The sequence below is a fragment of the Prauserella sp. PE36 genome (assembly GCF_003311655.1).
GTDB classification, from domain to species: domain Bacteria; phylum Actinomycetota; class Actinomycetes; order Mycobacteriales; family Pseudonocardiaceae; genus Prauserella_A; species Prauserella_A endophytica.
In genome coordinates, this window is the sequence record NZ_QEQT01000050.1 from 86,429 (window position 1) to 102,307 (window position 15,879).

Below are 15,879 nucleotides of genomic sequence, written 5' to 3' on the forward strand. Positions count from 1 at the left end.
TTGAGCGGCACCACGCAGAGTTTCCGGCTGTCCTACGGCGACTGCGACACGGTGGGTATCGCCTACTTCGCGATCTACTACCCGTGGATGGAGCGTACCTACAGCTCGTGGCTCTACGACAACGGGATCCGGGCGGGTCAGCTGTCCGACGAGCTCGGCGTGTACGTGGTCGGCGTGCACTCGGAGGCGGCATATCTACGTCAGGTGACCGTTTTCGACGAGCTCACGTGCGAGGTGCGGCGCGAACGGGTCGGCAACTCCTCGTACACGCTCGGTTTCACCTTCCACCGCGGTGACGAGCTGGTGACTACCGGCACGATGACGTTCGCGTGCCGCGACCTCGAGCACCGCAAAATCCCGGTCCCCGAGCGCATCGCCAAGCTCCTGCACACGCTGGAGCCGATGCCCCAGCGGTAACCCTCGCGAGTCGTACGCTCACGCCCGCGAGTCGCCCGCTCCAGACGCCGAGTTCTGCGCTCAGGACAACGAGTTGCGCGTTCCCGACAGCGAGTTGCGCGTTCCCGGCACCGGCCCGGTGACCGGCGTGACAGCCCCTTGACAACGCAGTCGAACTCTTGTTCGAATCGAGTGGTCAGTCAGGGAGTGCGCGTGAACAAACCAGCTCAGCCGCCGTGCCGGTGGTGGCGGCGCGACGTCAGCTCGACGCCCACCCATCCGGTGTGGACGCCGTCCGACGCCCCGCCTCCGGGGTACCAGCCGGTGGAGCCCGCCCAATGGGTGTGGGTGGACCTGCGGGCGGCGCTGCGGCGCGATCCGTTCGCGTTCCACGACGACGCCCCCGGCGGGCTGCAGTACCGCTACGAGGTCAAGGGTCTGCTACGCGGCTGGATGCCCGCGGTGGACGGGGCGCCGCTGGGGATCGTGAGCTACCAGCTGCTCACGGCGGATCTCGAGTGGAGGACGCTGATCACGGCCTTCGTGCCGCAGCATCACATCCGCTACCGCGCACGCAGCGGAAGGGAGTAGGGCACTAGGACGGTTGTGACGAACCGAGCCATTCCGGGCGGGAAGACCGTCAGACGCGGTCGAACCCGCGCACCACCGCGACGAGGTCGGCTACCACACCGGGCGGCTCGGCCCGCCAGCACCACACGCACGGGCGGCTCCGCCCGGTCGGCACGACACACGGCGACGGTGGCGATGCGGCCTCCACACCGATGAGCGTGAACGCCTGCTCCGTCGCCACCACGTGGGCGAGCCCGCACAAGTTGTGTCCCTCCACCACCATCCGCCTGCGCACGCCGAAACCGCTCACCAGCTCGTCGATCCGGCGGTAGATCTCCGGCGCCGCGTCGTAGCCCACCGAGGCGAACGGCAGGTGGGCGGGCTCGGCCAGCCGCACCGACCCTTGGCGGCGCCCGGCCGCTCTCGCACCGCGCTGGTGCCCGCGCGGGCAGCTTCACGTCCTCCACGGGCAGCGAACACGCGGCTGGTGATGCCTATCCGGTTGCCGCCGGGCGAGCCGCCACGCTGGTCCCGGCCCGCCCGGCACAGAATCATCGACACGGCATCATCGGACACGGCCTAGTCGGGCAGTAGCGGCACGGAAAGGCCGGGATCGCGGCCGAGCAGCGTCGCCCTGGTGACCGAGGCCGCGCCGAACCGGTCGCGCACGGTGTCCAATGTGGAGTCCAGCGCGCTGCCCGACTGCTCGTCGAAGGGCAGCGCGAGCTGGACGGCGCCGTCGTCGGCGAGGTTGGTGAGCGCGACACCGATGAGGGTGAGCCCTTCACGCTGGATCGTCGGCATCGCGGCGACCAGCAGGATCCTGGCCGTGGCGAGGATCGTCTCGGTGTGGGCGGTGGATTCGGCGATGGTGTGCGACCGCGTCACGCGCGTGAAGTCGGCGTAGCGCAGACGGAGCACCACGGTGCGGCACACCCGCTTCGCGGCGCGCAGCCGCCTGGCGAGCTTGTCGACGAGGCCGGCGAGCAGCGCGTCCAGCTCCGCCGGTGACCGCCTCCTGCGGCCGAGAGCCCGCTGGGCGCCCATCGAACGACGCCTGCGGCCGACCTGCACGGGACGCGGGTCACGGTTGTGGGAGAGCGCGTGCAGGTGCCGCCCCGAGGCCCGCCCCAGCATCGACACCAGCGAGCGCTCGTCCAGGGCGGCGACCTGACCGACCGTGGTGATGCCCCGCTTGCGCAGCTTCTCCGCGGTGACGCGGCCGACGCCCCAGAGCCGCTCGACCGGGAGCGGATGCAGGAACGCCAGCTCCCCGTCGTGGGGCACGACCAGCAGCCCGTCCGGCTTGGCGACCCCGCTGGCGACCTTGGCGAGGAACTTCGTCCTGGCCACGCCGACCGTGATGGGCAGCCCTACCTGCTCCGCCACGTCCTGCCGCAGCCGGCGCGCGATCTCGGTCGGCGTGCCCGCGATCCGCCGCAGACCGCCGACGTCGAGGAACGCCTCGTCGATCGAAAGGCCCTCGACCACGGGGGTGGTCTGCCCGAAGACGGCGAACACGGCTTTGCTCGCCTCCGAGTAGGCCGACATCCGCGGCGGCACCACGATCGCCTGCGGGCACAGCCGTTTCGCGAGCGCTCCCCCCATGGCCGTGCGCACGCCGTGGGCCTTGGCCTCGTAGCTGGCCGCGAGCACGACCCCGCCACCGACGATGACGGGCCTGCCACGCAGGCGCGGGTCATCGCGCTGCTCCACCGACGCGTAGAACGCGTCGAGGTCGGCATGCAGGATCGGCCCCTCGTTCGACACGAACATATGTTCGCATAGGCCACCGACAATCCGCGTCGGCTTTCCAGGCGCGGCACTATCCCAGCTGGTCGCGGCGGCGTGCCAGGTAGGCGATCTCGGCGGTGTTGCCCGCCAGCTCGATGGCCTTGTCGTACGCCGCGCGCGAATCCCGGCTGCGGCCCAGCCGGCGCAGCAGGTCCGCGCGGGTCGCGTGGTAGGCGTGATATGCGGCCAGTTTGCTCTCGAGACGGTCGACGGCCGCTTGTTCTCGCGCCGGATCCGGTCGATGGCCTTGCGGTTGGCGGTGGTGGTCAGCCAGGCGCCGGGGTTGGGGGGAACGCCGTCGGCCGGCCACCGCTCCACGGCGGTCGCGAACGCCTCGGCCGCCGCCTCCTCGGCGATGTCGAGGTCGCGGAAACGCCTGGTCAGGGTGGCGACGACCCGGGCCCACTCCTCGCGGTGGGCCCGGGTGATCGCCTCCTGGACGTCGACCCCGTTCACAGGAACGGCCGCACCTCGACCTTCCGGTTGCAGGCCCTCGACCCCTCGGCGGCGAGTTTGAGCGCCACGTCCAGGTCGGCGGCCTCCATCACCCAGAAGCCGGCGAGGTACTCCTTCGACTCCAGGAAGGGCCCGTCGGTGAACATCGCCTCCGCGCCGCGATTGTCGATCACGGTGGCCGAGCTGGGCGAGGCGAGGCCACCGGCGAAGACCCAGTGGCCCTCCGCCTTGAGCCGGTCATTGAACGCGTGGATGGCAGCCATCTCGTCCGAGGTGGCCGAGTTCGTCTTGTCGTCGATCACGGAAACCAGGTACTGCATCTCGGATCATCTCCTCAGTCGGTCGCATACCTCGGACGCCCGGCCGGCCGGTAGACCTGGAGCGTGATGCCCTCCGGGAAGGCTCGCGATTCGACCAGGTCGAGCGCCATGTCCGGGCCGGTGGCGGGGAACAGTCGCGCGCCCTGGCCGACGATCACCGGGACGAGCAGCAGGTTCAACTCGTCGACGAGGTCGTTCTCGAGCAGCCACCGCGTCAGGGCGCCGCTGCCGTGCACCTGCAGCTCACCCGCCGGCTTGGCCTTGAGCTCGCCGATGGCGGCCGCCAGGTCACCGGAGAGTACGGTCGTTTCCGACCACTTCGGATCGGTGAGCGTGCTCGATGCGACGTACTTGGGCTTCGTGTTCAGGGCACCGACGATGGGGTTCTCCAGATCTTCCCTCACGCCCCAGTACCCGGCGAACAGCTCGTAGGTCCGACGGCCGAACAGGAACGCGTCGGCGCGCTGGTACACCTGGTCGACGAAGGCCATGGCTTCACTGTCGAACAGCGGCCTGGCCCACCCGCCTCGCTCGAACCCGCCGGCTCGGTCCGGCCCACCGTTTCCCTGCATCACGCCATCGACGGAGACCTGGATGGTAGCGGTCAGTTTCATGATCGCGGTTCCCTTTCCGCTCGGGACGCCCCTCGCAGGCGGCCTCTCACCACTCCCACGAACGCCGCCGCCCCGATCCGACACCGCCTCCGGGCTTCTTTCAAGAACTTCACGCCGCTTTCCGGGGTGAACCTCAGCCCTCGTGAATCCCGCGCAGGATCCGGTCCCGCGGGCGCTCGGGCGTGAACAGGTCCATGCCGTGCGCGGTACCCGGGTGCATCGGGTCGGTGAACGCGCTGTAGGCCGAGCCCTGGCCGAACCAGCGGCGGACGAAGGCGGGCGCGAGCATGACCGCCAGGCCGGTGGCCATCCAGCGGCGCATCCGCCACCCCAGGTCACCGACGCCGCCCGGACCGAGCGGTCACCGCCCGCGACGCGGCCGGGCTCGCGCAGCGCGAGATCGAGCGCGAGCCACGCCGACGTTCCCGGCAGCGGCCGCCACGGTCTCGTGACCGGCCGCCCACGAGGCCGTCACGATTTGCGGAACCTCGCGACGACCTCCTGGATCGCGGGCCCGGTGGCCGACGAGGCCTGCGCCCACGACTCGAACTCCAGGGTCGCGCCGAAGTCGCCGGAGCGCGCCACGCCGACCGCGGACTTGATGTCGCGAGCGAGCGCCGGGTCGAGCGCTGCCCACCGGGCGGCCTTGTCGTGGGCGGCGGCGACCGGGTCATCGGCCAGCTCCAGCGCGAGTCCCTGACGGACGGCCTCCGCACCGTCGAGCGCACCGCCGTCGAGCAGCAGCGCGAGCGCCTTCTGCGGGCCGAGCGCGTCGACGAGGAACCACGTGCAACCGCCACCGGGGTGCAGGCCGATCTTCGAGAACGTGGCCGCGAACGACGCGCGCGGGCCGGCGATCCGGACATCGCACGCCATCGCGAGGTTGAGCCCGGCGCCGACGGCCGCGCCCTGCACCGCCGCGATGGTCGGGATCTTCAGTGCCCGAAGCCGCAGGAAGCTGTCGTAGACGTTGTGCAGGTGGCCGCGCAGTTCACCGACCGAACGGCCCGCGGCCTCCCCGAACAGGGCCGGCAGGTCGGCGCCCGCGCAGAAGGCGGTGCCCTGCCCCGTGACGACGAGCGTCCTCGCGGCGGGCTGCCCGGCGACGGCCGACACGGCCTCCCCGAGCTCCCGGACCATCTCCTCGTCCAGGCAGTTGCGCCGATCCGGGTCGGTCAGCGTCAGGGTCCACTGCCCGCCGTCGTTGTGCAGGGCCACCTTGCTCATCGCGTGCTCACTCTCCGTCCGCGTCCTGACTCGACGTCCAAGGAGTATCAAGATCTATCCGGCGTTCAGCAAAACACCCCGCGAGCGTTCACGATCCGGACGTCCGCCCGGCCGAGACTCACCGCTCATGGTCCGAAGAATCCGACTCGTCCTCGTCGCGGCCATCGTCGCCGTGTTCGCCTCACTGGTCGCCGCGCCCGCGGCGGCCTCCGGCCGTACCGACCTCGACCGCATCCACGACCGGCTGCTGCGCCACGACCCGGGCGCGCCGCTGCTGATCGCCGCCCACCGGGGGCAGTGGCGCGACGCGCCGGAGAACTCGCTCGCGGCCATCCGGCACGCGATCGCCGACGGCGCCGAGATCGTGGAGATCGACGTGCGCCCGACGCGCGACGGGCACCTGGTGCTCATGCACGACGAGACCGTGGACCGCACGACCAACGGGACCGGCAAGGTCTCGGAGCTCACGCTCGCGCAGGTCAAGTCGTTGCGCCTGAAGAAGGGCCTCGGCGGCGCACAGGCTCCGCTCACGTCACACACGGTGCCGACGTTCGAGGAGGCCATGCTCGCCGTCAAGGACAGGGCGATGGTGAACCTCGACAAGGGCTGGCCCGTGCGCGAGCAGATGTACGAGGTGCTGCGCCGGACCGGCACGGTCGACCACGGCCTGTTCAAGGGCAGCCCGACGGTCGCCGAGGCGGCGGCGTTCATGGAGAAGGATCCGGAGATCCTCTACATGCACATCATCAACGACGGCACGGCCGGTGTCGTCGGCACCTTCCCCGGCCGCCAGCCCGTGGCGTACGAGGTGGTGTTCGACGACGCCGCCGACCCGCAGGTCCAGCCCGGGACGCTCGCGAAGATCCGCGAGGACAGCAGGATCTGGATCAACACGATGTGGAAGAACCTCGCCATCGACTACACGGACGAGGCGTCGCTGCGCGACGAGCGGCTCGGCTGGCACACGGTCGTGCGAAGCTACGGCGCGAGCATGATCCAGACCGACAACGTCGAGGCGCTGGACTACTGGCGCGACGGCGGCGACCTCGACCGGTACGGCAAGCTGCCCGGCAACCGGTCGATCCGTGTCGAGGCCGAGGACTTCGCGCCCGGCGGGGAGGGCGTGGGCTACCACGATCTCGATCCGAACCGCTGCACGGTGGCGCGCCTTGACGAGGGCGTCGACATCTGCGACCTGGAGGGCGCCATCGCAGTCAACTGGATCAGGGCGGGCGAGTGGCTGAAGTACTCGGTCACCGTCGAGAAGGCCGGCGTCTACGACGTGTCCGCCCGCGTCTCCTCGCCCTACTCCCCCGCCGGCACGATCACGCTCGACTGGGGGCACACCGAGAGCGGGCCGTTCTCGATCGGCAACACCACGCACCACGAGGCGTTCGAGGTGCAGCCGCTGGAGCGGCGGTACCTCGGCAAGGGAGAGCACGAGTTCGTCGTGCGGATGGACGAGAACGCCTACCAGAACTTCAACCTGGACTACCTGCAGTTCGACCACATCGGCCGCTGAGCTCAGCGGTGTGCTCCCCGGCGCCGCGCCGGGGAGCACACCGCTGCCGCGCGTCGAACCGAACGAGTGAACGGTGAGGATCGGCGGTCTGCGCACGCGCCGACGATCTTCTCGTGGTGGTCGGCGGTCTCGGCGAAAGCCGGCCGCGACAGCACGTCCGTTATCGTGATCGCATGGCGGGCACCACCGGCACGGCGGCGCGGCACTCGCTGGAACGGCTGCGCGACGACACCATGACGGGCTGCTACCTCGCCGACCCTGGGCACGCCGCGCAGGCACTCGCCTACGCCGCCGACCGGACCTTCTCGGACACGGCATGAGCTGGTCGCCCACCACGTCACACTGGGGAGCGTTCCGCGCGCGGACCACCGAGACCGGCGAGCTGGAGGTCGCCCCGCATCCGCTGGACCGCCGGCCTTCCGCGTTACTGGGCAACGTCGCGGACAGCGTCCGGCACGCCACGCGGGTGCGCAGGCCGTCGATCCGCCGCGGCTGGCTCGAGCACGGGCCGGGACCCACCGAGCACCGGGGTGCGGAGGAGTTCGTCGAGGTGTCCTGGGACGCGGCCGCTGATCTCGTGGCCGCCGAGCTGGACCGGGTGCGCCGCGCCCACGGCAACGAGGCGATCTTCGGCGGTTCCTACGGCTGGGGCAGCGCGGGCCGCTTCCACCACACGCAGAGCCAGCTGCACCGCCTGCTCAACGTCCTCGGCGGCTACACGGCCTCGCGCAACACCTACAGCCACGGCACCTCGGCGGTACTGCTGCCCCACCTCGTCGGCGACGCGGGCACGCTGCTGTACCGCGCGGACACGTGGGGCACGATCGCGGCTCACACGGATCTGGTCGTGGCCTTCGGCGGACTGCCGCTCAAGAACGTCTCGGTGACGCCGGGCGGCAACACCGAGCACCCCACGGCTACGGCGCTGAGCACGATCGGCGAGTCCGGAGTGGAGCTGGCCGTGGTCAGCCCGCTCGCCGACGACGTGCCGAAAACACCGCGGGCCCGCTGGTACCCGATCGCGCCCGCGTCCGACGTCGCGCTCATGCTCGGCCTGGCGCACACGCTGCTCACCGAGAACCGGCACGACACCGCGTTCCTCGACCGCTACTGCACCGGGTTCGACACGGTCGCCGACTACCTCCTCGGCGCCGACGGCACCGTGAAAGACGCCGAGTGGGCGGCGGCGCGGTGCGGCATCGCTTCGCAGGACATCCGCGCGCTCGCCAGGCGGATGGCAGAGGGCCGCACGCTCGTCACGGTGTCGTGGTCGCTGCAGCGCACGCGGCACGGTGAGCAACCGGTGTGGGCGGGGCTGCTGCTCGCGGCCATGCTGGGCCAGATCGGCCTTCCCGGCGGCGGGTTCGGGCACGGCTACGGTTCGATCGGCGACATCGGCGACGACGGCCCGCTGCTGCCGTTGCCGACGCTGCCCCAGGGCCACAACCCCGTGCGGACGTTCATCCCGGTCGCCCGCATCGCGGACATGCTGCTGCGGCCAGGCGACGGCTACGACTACAACGGCGGCACGTACCGCTATCCCGACATCCGGCTCGTCTACTGGGCCGGTGGCAACCCGTTCCACCACCACCAGGACCTCAACCGGCTTCGGCGCGCGTTCGCCAGGCCGGACACGATCGTGGTGCACGAGCCGCATTGGACGGCCACGGCCCGCCACGCCGACATCGTCCTGCCTGCCACCACACCACTCGAGCGAGAGGACCTGGGCTCCGGCCGCCGCGACACCCACCTGATCGCCATGCACCGGGTGCTGAACCCGGTCGGTGAGGCGCGTGACGACTACACGATCCTCGCCGGGATCGCGGAACGACTCGGTGAGGGCGAGCGGTTCACCGAGGGCAGGACCGCCCGCGAGTGGCTCGTCCACCTCTACGACGAGTGGCGCGGCCGGCTCGCCGAGCGTGGGCACGACGCGCCGCCGTTCGACCGGTTCTGGGCCGAGGGTGAGTGGCGGCTGCCAAGCGCGGGCGAGCAGCCGACGCCCTTCGCTGCCTTCCGCGCGGATCCCCGGCGGCGACCGTTGCACACGCCGAGCGGCCGCATCGAGCTGTTCTCGTCCACAGTGGCCGCCTTCGGTTACGCGGACTGCCCCGGACATCCCGTGTGGCTGGAGCCGGAGTCCGATGTGGAACATCCATTGTGGCTGATCGCCAACCAGCCCAGCACCCGGCTGCACGGGCAGGGCGACGTCGGCGCGACGAGCCAGGCGGCCAAGGTGCGGGGCCGGGAGCCGATCGAGCTGCATCCCGACGACGCCGCGGAGCGCGGCATCGCGGACGGCGACGTCGTACGGGTGTTCAACGGCCGGGGTGCGTGCCTGGCCGGTGCGCGGCTCACCGGTGCCCTGCGACGCGGGGTCGCGGTGCTCGCCACGGGCGCGTGGTTCGATCCGTTCGACGACCCCGCTCAGCCCGGCGGCTCGCTGTGCGTGCACGGAAACCCGAACGTGCTCACCGAGGACGTGCCCACGTCGCGGCTGGCACAGGGCTGCGCCGGCCAGCACGCCCGGGTCCAGGTGGAGCGCTACGACGGCACTCCGCCGCCCGTGCGCACGCTGTTGCCGCCGCCGATCGCCGGTTGACCCGCTGGCCGCAGGCTCGAGTACTCCTCCGCCCGCGATGGCCTTCCGCCGCCTGAGGCACCACGCTGCTCCCCGCTCGCACGGCAGAGGATCGTCGGACACGGCCTGGCTCAACGCTCCGGCAAGAGCATCCGCCGTCCCGCCGCGACGCCGCCGTCGACGGGGAGCGAGACGCCGGTGAGGTAGCCGAACCCGGGCGCCGCCATCGCCAGCACGGCCTGCGCGATCTGGTCGGCGGAGGCAACGGTCTTGAGCCCGTCGACGTTGAGCTGTCCGAGCGCGGCCTTCGCCTGCTCCCACGTCGGGTCGTCGAGTTCCGGCGGGCGGATCATGGGGGTGTCGGTGATGCCGGGCAGGATCGCGTTGACGCGGATGCCCTGCTCGCCGTACTCGAGCGCCGCCGACCGCACGAGCGCCTGGATCGCCTGCTTGCTCGCCTGGTAGAGCGAGAGCTCGGGGCGGCCAACGACGGCGCCGACCGACGAGTTGACGATGATCTGCCCGCCTCCCGCGTCGATCAGGTGTGGAATCTGGTACTTCATCGCCAGGAAGACGCCGCGGGCGTTGGTGGCCATCAGGTCGTCCCACTGCTCGAGCGTCGTCTCGTGCAGCCGTGCCGCGTACTGGACGCCCGCGTTGGCGAAGGCGATGTCGAGCCCGCCGTAGCGCCGTACCGCGCCGTCGACGAACCGCTGGACGGACCTGGGGTCGCGGACGTCGGCGTGCAGGTAGGTCGCCTCGCCGCCGGCCTCGCGGATCGTGCGCTCCACCTCGCGGCCGAGCTGCCTGCGTCTGCCGCAGAAGGCGACCTTCGCGCCGGCTGCCGCGAAGGCTCTCGCGGTTGCCTCCCCGATTCCCGACGTGGCGCCGGTGATCTGCACGATCTTGCCCTCGAACGGGCGGGCAGGACTCGGCTGGGCCGCCGCCGACGGTGCCAGCGCCGTCAGCCCCGCGACCGCTCCCACGCCCGCGGCCCCGCCCAGAACCGCGCGCCTGCTGTGTTCGTGCGCCATGTCGATCTCCTCGCTAAAAGCAACTTGGTGTCGCTTTTAGCTCTACCGGAAGTCCGGGTCCTGGTGCAACGAAGTGTTGCGTTAAGCTTCGCGGTCATGGCGGGAGCACCACGCCCGGGCGGGCGCAGCGCGAAGGTCAGGGCCGCCGTGCTGGGTGCCGCGTTGGCCGAGCTCGTCGACGCCGGCTACCACGGGCTGACCCTCGACGGCGTCGCCCGCAGGGCGGGCGTGCACAAGACCACCGTGTACCGCCGCTGGGGCACCCGCGAGACGCTGCTCCTCGACGCGATCCGCGAGCGGGCCCAGACGCACGTGCCCATCCCCGATCACGGCTCGCTGCGCGCCGACCTGTTCGACCTGGCCCGCGCCGCCATCGCGAACCTGCGCACTCCCGAGGTGGGAGCGCTGGTCCGTGCCGCGGTGGCGCTCGCACCGCACGACCCCGCGGTCGCACGCGCCGGCACCGCCTTCTGGTCGGAACGGCTCGGCGTCGACGGCACGGTGGTCGAACGGGCCGTCGCGCGCGGCGAGATCGCCGGGACCGATCCGCGGGAGGTGATCGAGGCCGTGCTCGGACCGCCGTACTTCCGCGTGCTGGTCACGGGCGAGGCGGTGTCCGACGCGTTCCTCCGCCGGGTCGTCGACCGCGTGGTCGACGGGCTGCCGAAACCCGGTCGGCGGTAGGGCAAACCCCCGCACGCATGCGGGTGTCGGCGGGCTTACCGCGTGGGCGCGCCGCGTCCAGACTCGAGTAGATGACTATCGACGACCTCGCGCCGCCCGTTCGCGGCAGCGATTACTCCCAGCTGTCCCGGCGGATCTCCGAAGCCGGGCTGCTCCGGCGGCGTCCCGCCTACTACGTCGCCAGGTTCGCCATCGTGGGCGTGCTGTCCGCGGCGGCCTTGCTGGCCTTCTTCCTGCTCGGCGACTCGTGGTGGCAGCTGGCGGTGGCGGCGTTCCTGGCCGTCCTCTTCGGACAGATCGCGCTGCTGGCACATGACCTCGCTCACCGTCAGGTGTTCCGGCGCCGCAAGCCGACGGAGGCGCTCGGCCTGCTGGTGGGCAACCTCGGCATCGGCCTCAGCTACGGCTGGTGGATGGACAAGCACACCCGTCACCACGCGAACCCGAACCACGAGGAGCTTGACCCCGACGTCGCACCCGACATCCTCGTGTGGTCGCAGCGGCAGGCGCGGCACAGCTCGGGCCTGGCGCGGTTCATCGGACGCAGGCAGGCGGCGCTGTTCTTCCCGTTGCTCACACTGGAGGGCCTGAACCTGCACGTGTCCGGGTTCCGCGCGGTGCTCTCCCCAGGGCTCAAGCGGCGCGGCCTGGAGGCCCTGCTGCTGACCACCCACGTCGTGGCGTACCTGGCGGCCGTGTTCCTCGTGCTCTCCCCCGGCAAGGCGCTCGTGTTCATCGCCGTCCACCAGGGACTCTGGGGCCTCTACATGGGATCGATCTTCGCGCCGAACCACAAGGGCATGCCGACGCTCAGCGGCGACGAGCGGCCCGACTTCCTGCGCCGGCAGGTGCTCACCTCGCGCAACGTGCGGGGTAGCCGCTTCATCGACGTCGCGCTGGGCGGGCTCAACTACCAGATCGAGCACCACCTGTTCCCGAACATGCCCTCGCCGCACCTGCGCCGCGCGCAGCCCATCGTGCGCGACTACTGCGCCGAGATCGGGGTGCCCTACCACGAGACCGGGCTGCTCAGCTCGTACCGAGAGGCACTGCGTCACCTCCACCACGTCGGCGCCCCACTGCGCTGACGCCCGCGAGTCGTGCGTTCCCGCTCGCGAGTCGCGCGTTCCGGTTCGCCGGTCGGCGCGGGAACGCACAACTCGCCGCCGGGAGTGCACGACTCGCCGCGAGTTGATCTGCGTCACACGCGGCGGTGTGTTGGAACTTTCGCAACGGGTCCGGTCGTGCTATGGATAGCGGACAATTCCGGCTGACCCTAACGAGAGGACAATGGACCCCTCCCGAAGTACCGTCCGCGTCGCCGCCGAGCTCGATGAGCTGGTGCCGACGCGATGATCATTGTCGACATTCTCCTCGGCATGCTCGTGGTTCTCCTGCTCACAGCCGCGACGGGCTACTTCGTCGCGCAGGAGTTCGCCTACATGGCCGTGGACCGTTCCCGCCTCAAGGCCCGCGCCGCAGACGGTGACACCGGCGCCGCACGCGCCCTGACCATCACCAGGCGCACGTCGTTCATGCTCTCCGGTGCCCAGCTGGGCATCACCGTCACCGGTCTGCTCGTCGGTTACGTCGCCGAGCCGCTGATCGGCACCGGTGTCGGCGAGCTGCTCGGCGGCGCCGGCCTCTCCAAGTCGGCAGGCGTGGCGATCGGTATCGCGTTCGCCCTGCTGTTCTCCACCGTGGTGCAGATGGTCTTCGGGGAGCTGTTCCCGAAGAACCTGGCGATCGCGCGGCCGGAGCCCGTCTCACGCTGGCTCGCGTGGTCGACCAACGTCTACCTCGCGGCGTTCGGCTGGCTGATCAAGCTGTTCGACCACGCCTCGAACCTGCTGCTCAAGGCGGTGCGCATCGAACCGGTGCACGACGTCGAGCACGCCGCGACGCCACACGACCTCGAGCGCATCGTCGACGAGTCCCGGCGCAGCGGTGACCTGCCCGCCGAGCTGTCCACTTTGCTCGACCGCGTGCTCGACCTCCACGAGCGCACGGCCGAGCACGCGATGATCCCGCGTCCTCGCGTCGCGACGGTGCCGGGCACGGCGACGGTCTCCGACGTGGTGACGCTCATGGCATCGGGACACTCCCGCTACCCGGTGCTCGGCGACGGCGTCGACGACGTGCGGGGCATCGTCTGCCTGCGCGACGTCCTTTCGCTCTCGCCGGCCGACCGCGACACCCGCCGGGTCACCGACATCGCGCGCGACGCGGTGATGGTGCCCTCGTCGCTGCCGCTGCGACAGGTGCTCGCGCAGCTGCGCGAGGCCGGTGAGCAGCTCGCCTGTGTCGTCGACGAGTACGGCGGCCTGGCCGGCGTGATCACCGTGGAGGACGTCGCCGAGGAACTCGTCGGGGAGATCGCCGACGAACACGATCCGGCGGGCGACGTGGCGACCCGGCTGGACGACGGCGGCTGGCTGCTCGCGGGCAGCGTGCACATCGACGAGGTCGAACGCCTGCTCGGGCACGACCTCCCGGAGGGCGACTACGAGACGATCGGCGGCCTGGTGATCACCGAGCTCGGCACACTGCCGGGGCCGGGCGACAGCGTCACGGTCGCACTCCCGCGCCGCCCCGGCGCCGCCGACGACGAGCCGCGGCGGCTCCTGAACATCACCGTCGGCGACGTGGACCGGCACGTTCCCGCGAGCGTGCGGCTCCGGATCGAGGAACGCGGCCGGACCTCCGAGGAGGTGGACCGGTGAGCGACCTGAGTCCATGGCTCGCCATGGCGATCGCCGCCGCGATCATCGCGCTGAGCGCGTTCTTCGTCGCGGTCGAGTTCGCGCTCGTCGCCGCCCGGCGTTACCGGCTGGAGGACGCGGCGGAGTCCAGCGCCTCGGCGCGGGCCGCACTGGCCAGTGCCAGGGAGCTCTCGCTGCTGCTGGCGGGCTCGCAGCTGGGCATCACGCTGTGCACGCTCGCGCTGGGTGCGGTCGCGAAGCCCGCCGTGCACCACATGCTCACTCCGGTCATGCAGGGCTGGGGCGTACCCACGGCGACGGCGGACGTGGTGGCGTTCGTGCTGTCGCTCGTGGTGGTCACGTTCCTGCACCTCGTGGTGGGCGAGATGGCGCCGAAATCGTGGGCCATCGCGCATCCGGAGCGTTCGGCGACCATGCTGGCGATTCCGATGCGGGTGTTCATGTGGTTCACCCGGCCGCTGCTGTTGGCCCTCAACGGCGTCGCCAACTGGTGCCTGCACCGCGTGGGCGTGGAGGCGGTCGACGAGGTCAGCACGGGACGTACGCCCGACGACCTCCGCCAACTGGTGGACCACTCGGCCGAGGCGGGCGCGCTGGACCGGTCGCGGCACGAGCAGCTGGCGACCGCGCTCGACCTGCGGTCCCGCCGGGTGCGTGACGTCATGGCCCCGAGGGAGGACGTCGCCGCCGTGCCGCCCACCGCGACCGTCGCCGAGATCCAGGAGGCGTCGCGCACGAGCGGGCACCTGCGCCTGGTCGTCCACGGCGAGGGCACGCTCGGTGTCGTGCACGTCCGCGACACCCTCGCGCAGCCGGAGGGCGCCACGGCGGCCGGCCTCATGCGGCCCGCGCAGGCCCTGCCCGCCGACACGCCGGTGCACACGGCGCTGACGACGATGCGGGACCGGCGCGATCACCTCGCGCTCGTCAAGGAAGGCGACGCCGTCGTCGGGCTGGTCACGATGCAGGACCTGCTCGACGAGCTGCTCTACACCTAGGGCACGTAGGGCGTGTCGGCGGTCCAGAGGAGGTCCGTGCGGTACATCGCACGGACCTCCCTGCCGCCGTCCCGCCAGGCGTGGAAGTAGAGGTGTTCGCCGGTCACGTCGGCCCCGCCCGGCGACTCGAGGCCGGTCGACCGGCTGTCGAGCAACGGCTCCCTCGCCTTGGTGTAGGGCCCGGTCAGCGACGGCGATGTCGCGTAGCGCGTCTGGTAGGCCGGGCTCTGGAAGTGGTTGGCGGAGTAGAACAGCACGTACTGCGTCTCCCGCTTGATCAGCACCGGCGCTTCCACGACCCGGCCCTCGTCGGGACGGTCCACGCGCAGGAGCTCCACGCGGGGCCCGGTGAACGTGAGCCCGTCGGCGGCCACCGGCTGCAGCCAGATCGTCGACGGGTGCGCGTTGGTCTTGTAGAGCAGGTACCGGCTGCCGTCGGCGTCGACGAAGCTCGCCGGGTCGATGTTGCCGCCGAGCCGCGGCTCGCAGACCAGCGGGTGGTCTCCGACCGGCGTGAACGGTCCGTCGGGGGCGCCTGCCACGGCGGCGCCGAGGCACATGGTGTTGTCGCCGCTGCGGGCGCCCGTGAAGTACATGAGGTAGTCGCCTTGCGGGCGCTGGAACACGTCCGGCGCCCACGCACCCACGCCGGGCGCCATCCATGCCGGCTTCTGTGGCAGGGCGTCGCCGCGGGTGGTCCAGTCACCGCCGTCGTCGCGGGCGACGGCGTACGGAACCCGTTCCCGCTCTCCGCCCGTGGCGTAGCCGTAGTAGGTGCCGCCGAAAACGCTGACGTCGGGATCGGGGAAGTTGCGCGGAATCAACGGTTCGGGCGGGGCCACGCGCGCGGTGAACGCGGGCAGGCCGAACAGGGAGAGCAGCAGGGATCCGGCCGTCGTCAGTGCACTCAGTCGTGATCTCACGGCGCCCGGCTACCCCGCCGTTCCCGCGTCTCAACCA

The 15,879-nt window shown here is 71.2% G+C and carries 17 protein-coding genes and 1 pseudogene; 9 read left to right on the plus strand and 9 right to left on the minus strand.

What is annotated here, in order from left to right:
* Complete coding sequence (locus DI005_RS11430) at nucleotides 1–417, plus strand: thioesterase family protein (protein WP_199542739.1); 417 nt, start codon at nucleotides 1–3, stop codon at nucleotides 415–417.
* 192 nt (nucleotides 418–609) lie between these two features.
* Entirely contained in the window at nucleotides 610–987 is a 378-nt protein-coding gene (locus DI005_RS11435; protein WP_233520094.1) for a hypothetical protein, read from the plus strand.
* Nucleotides 988–1,036: 49 nt separating this feature from the next.
* Here DI005_RS11435 and DI005_RS11440 read toward each other — a convergent pair whose 3' ends face one another.
* The 7 genes and pseudogenes from DI005_RS11440 to DI005_RS11465 all read right to left on the minus strand — a co-directional run bounded on the left by DI005_RS11440 (nucleotide 1,037) and on the right by DI005_RS11465 (nucleotide 5,377).
* On the minus strand, nucleotides 1,037–1,363 hold the full coding sequence (locus DI005_RS11440; protein ID WP_113642096.1) for a hypothetical protein: 327 nt from the start codon (nucleotides 1,361–1,363) through the stop codon (nucleotides 1,037–1,039).
* 182 nt (nucleotides 1,364–1,545) lie between these two features.
* Complete coding sequence (gene dinB, locus DI005_RS11445; protein WP_113642224.1) at nucleotides 1,546–2,742, minus strand: DNA polymerase IV; 1,197 nt, start codon at nucleotides 2,740–2,742, stop codon at nucleotides 1,546–1,548.
* A 227-nt stretch (nucleotides 2,743–2,969) separates the two neighbouring features.
* Nucleotides 2,970–3,216, minus strand: a pseudogene (locus tag DI005_RS11450) (sigma factor); the annotation flags it as partial.
* A complete protein-coding gene (locus DI005_RS11455; RefSeq protein WP_112270585.1) occupies nucleotides 3,213–3,536 on the minus strand; it encodes a YciI family protein in 324 nt (107 codons plus the stop codon). The gene DI005_RS11455 and the pseudogene DI005_RS11450, both read right to left, overlap by 4 nt.
* A 14-nt stretch (nucleotides 3,537–3,550) precedes the next feature.
* Entirely contained in the window at nucleotides 3,551–4,150 is a 600-nt protein-coding gene (locus tag DI005_RS11460; protein ID WP_113642097.1) for a dihydrofolate reductase family protein, read from the minus strand.
* Nucleotides 4,151–4,283: 133 nt separating this feature from the next.
* Nucleotides 4,284–4,472: a hypothetical protein gene (locus tag DI005_RS37930; RefSeq protein ID WP_147263839.1), complete on the minus strand. Its 189-nt coding sequence runs from the start codon at nucleotides 4,470–4,472 to the stop codon at nucleotides 4,284–4,286.
* Nucleotides 4,473–4,621: 149 nt separating this feature from the next.
* Nucleotides 4,622–5,377, minus strand: a complete 756-nt coding sequence (locus DI005_RS11465; protein ID WP_113642098.1) for an enoyl-CoA hydratase — start codon at nucleotides 5,375–5,377, stop codon at nucleotides 4,622–4,624.
* A 127-nt stretch (nucleotides 5,378–5,504) separates the two neighbouring features.
* On the opposite strand from DI005_RS11465, the gene DI005_RS11470 reads away from it, so the two are divergent.
* The 3 genes from DI005_RS11470 (at nucleotide 5,505) to DI005_RS11475 (ending at nucleotide 9,501) form a co-directional block, all read left to right on the plus strand.
* Nucleotides 5,505–6,899, plus strand: coding sequence for a glycerophosphodiester phosphodiesterase family protein (locus DI005_RS11470; protein WP_113642099.1), 1,395 nt, complete (start codon nucleotides 5,505–5,507; stop codon nucleotides 6,897–6,899).
* 173 nt (nucleotides 6,900–7,072) lie between these two features.
* Entirely contained in the window at nucleotides 7,073–7,219 is a 147-nt protein-coding gene (locus DI005_RS38175; RefSeq protein ID WP_158559805.1) for a hypothetical protein, read from the plus strand.
* Nucleotides 7,216–9,501, plus strand: a complete 2,286-nt coding sequence (locus DI005_RS11475; RefSeq protein ID WP_113642100.1) for a molybdopterin-dependent oxidoreductase — start codon at nucleotides 7,216–7,218, stop codon at nucleotides 9,499–9,501. The genes DI005_RS38175 and DI005_RS11475 overlap by 4 nt, the downstream gene beginning before the upstream one ends.
* A gap of 110 nt (nucleotides 9,502–9,611) precedes the next feature.
* Here the strand turns inward: DI005_RS11475 and DI005_RS11480 are convergent, their stop codons facing one another.
* Nucleotides 9,612–10,514: an SDR family NAD(P)-dependent oxidoreductase gene (locus DI005_RS11480; protein WP_113642101.1), complete on the minus strand. Its 903-nt coding sequence runs from the start codon at nucleotides 10,512–10,514 to the stop codon at nucleotides 9,612–9,614.
* Between the two features lie 96 nt (nucleotides 10,515–10,610).
* On the opposite strand from DI005_RS11480, the gene DI005_RS11485 reads away from it, so the two are divergent.
* From DI005_RS11485 to DI005_RS11500, 4 genes are all read left to right on the plus strand, one after another.
* Entirely contained in the window at nucleotides 10,611–11,198 is a 588-nt protein-coding gene (locus DI005_RS11485) for a TetR/AcrR family transcriptional regulator (RefSeq protein ID WP_113642102.1), read from the plus strand.
* Nucleotides 11,199–11,269: 71 nt separating this feature from the next.
* Entirely contained in the window at nucleotides 11,270–12,286 is a 1,017-nt protein-coding gene (locus tag DI005_RS11490) for an acyl-CoA desaturase (RefSeq protein ID WP_113642103.1), read from the plus strand.
* 264 nt (nucleotides 12,287–12,550) lie between these two features.
* Nucleotides 12,551–13,921, plus strand: a complete 1,371-nt coding sequence (locus DI005_RS11495; protein WP_112270601.1) for a hemolysin family protein — start codon at nucleotides 12,551–12,553, stop codon at nucleotides 13,919–13,921.
* Nucleotides 13,918–14,919 (plus strand): hemolysin family protein, encoded by a 1,002-nt coding sequence (locus DI005_RS11500; RefSeq protein WP_113642104.1) that lies wholly within the window; start codon nucleotides 13,918–13,920, stop codon nucleotides 14,917–14,919. Before DI005_RS11495 ends, DI005_RS11500 begins: the two co-directional genes overlap by 4 nt.
* On the opposite strand, the gene DI005_RS11505 is transcribed toward DI005_RS11500, so the two are convergent.
* Entirely contained in the window at nucleotides 14,916–15,842 is a 927-nt protein-coding gene (locus DI005_RS11505; protein WP_112269520.1) for a glycoside hydrolase family 43 protein, read from the minus strand. The genes DI005_RS11500 and DI005_RS11505 overlap by 4 nt on opposite strands.
* Nucleotides 15,843–15,879 lie beyond the last annotated feature (37 nt).

Coding starts and splice junctions, on each gene's coding strand:
- DI005_RS37930 (WP_147263839.1), bottom strand. CDS start 4,472: ATGCGCCGCTGGATGGCCACCGGCCTGGCGGTCATGCTCGCGCCCGCC.
- DI005_RS11455 (WP_112270585.1), bottom strand. CDS start 3,536: ATGCAGTACCTGGTTTCCGTGATCGACGACAAGACGAACTCGGCCACC.
- DI005_RS11480 (WP_113642101.1), bottom strand. CDS start 10,514: ATGGCGCACGAACACAGCAGGCGCGCGGTTCTGGGCGGGGCCGCGGGC.
- DI005_RS11475 (WP_113642100.1), top strand. CDS start 7,216: ATGAGCTGGTCGCCCACCACGTCACACTGGGGAGCGTTCCGCGCGCGG.
- dinB (WP_113642224.1), bottom strand. CDS start 2,742: ATGTTCGTGTCGAACGAGGGGCCGATCCTGCATGCCGACCTCGACGCG.
- DI005_RS11460 (WP_113642097.1), bottom strand. CDS start 4,150: ATGAAACTGACCGCTACCATCCAGGTCTCCGTCGATGGCGTGATGCAG.
- DI005_RS11485 (WP_113642102.1), top strand. CDS start 10,611: ATGGCGGGAGCACCACGCCCGGGCGGGCGCAGCGCGAAGGTCAGGGCC.
- DI005_RS11470 (WP_113642099.1), top strand. CDS start 5,505: ATGGTCCGAAGAATCCGACTCGTCCTCGTCGCGGCCATCGTCGCCGTG.
- DI005_RS11495 (WP_112270601.1), top strand. CDS start 12,551: ATGATCATTGTCGACATTCTCCTCGGCATGCTCGTGGTTCTCCTGCTC.
- DI005_RS11490 (WP_113642103.1), top strand. CDS start 11,270: ATGACTATCGACGACCTCGCGCCGCCCGTTCGCGGCAGCGATTACTCC.
- DI005_RS38175 (WP_158559805.1), top strand. CDS start 7,073: ATGGCGGGCACCACCGGCACGGCGGCGCGGCACTCGCTGGAACGGCTG.
- DI005_RS11465 (WP_113642098.1), bottom strand. CDS start 5,377: ATGAGCAAGGTGGCCCTGCACAACGACGGCGGGCAGTGGACCCTGACG.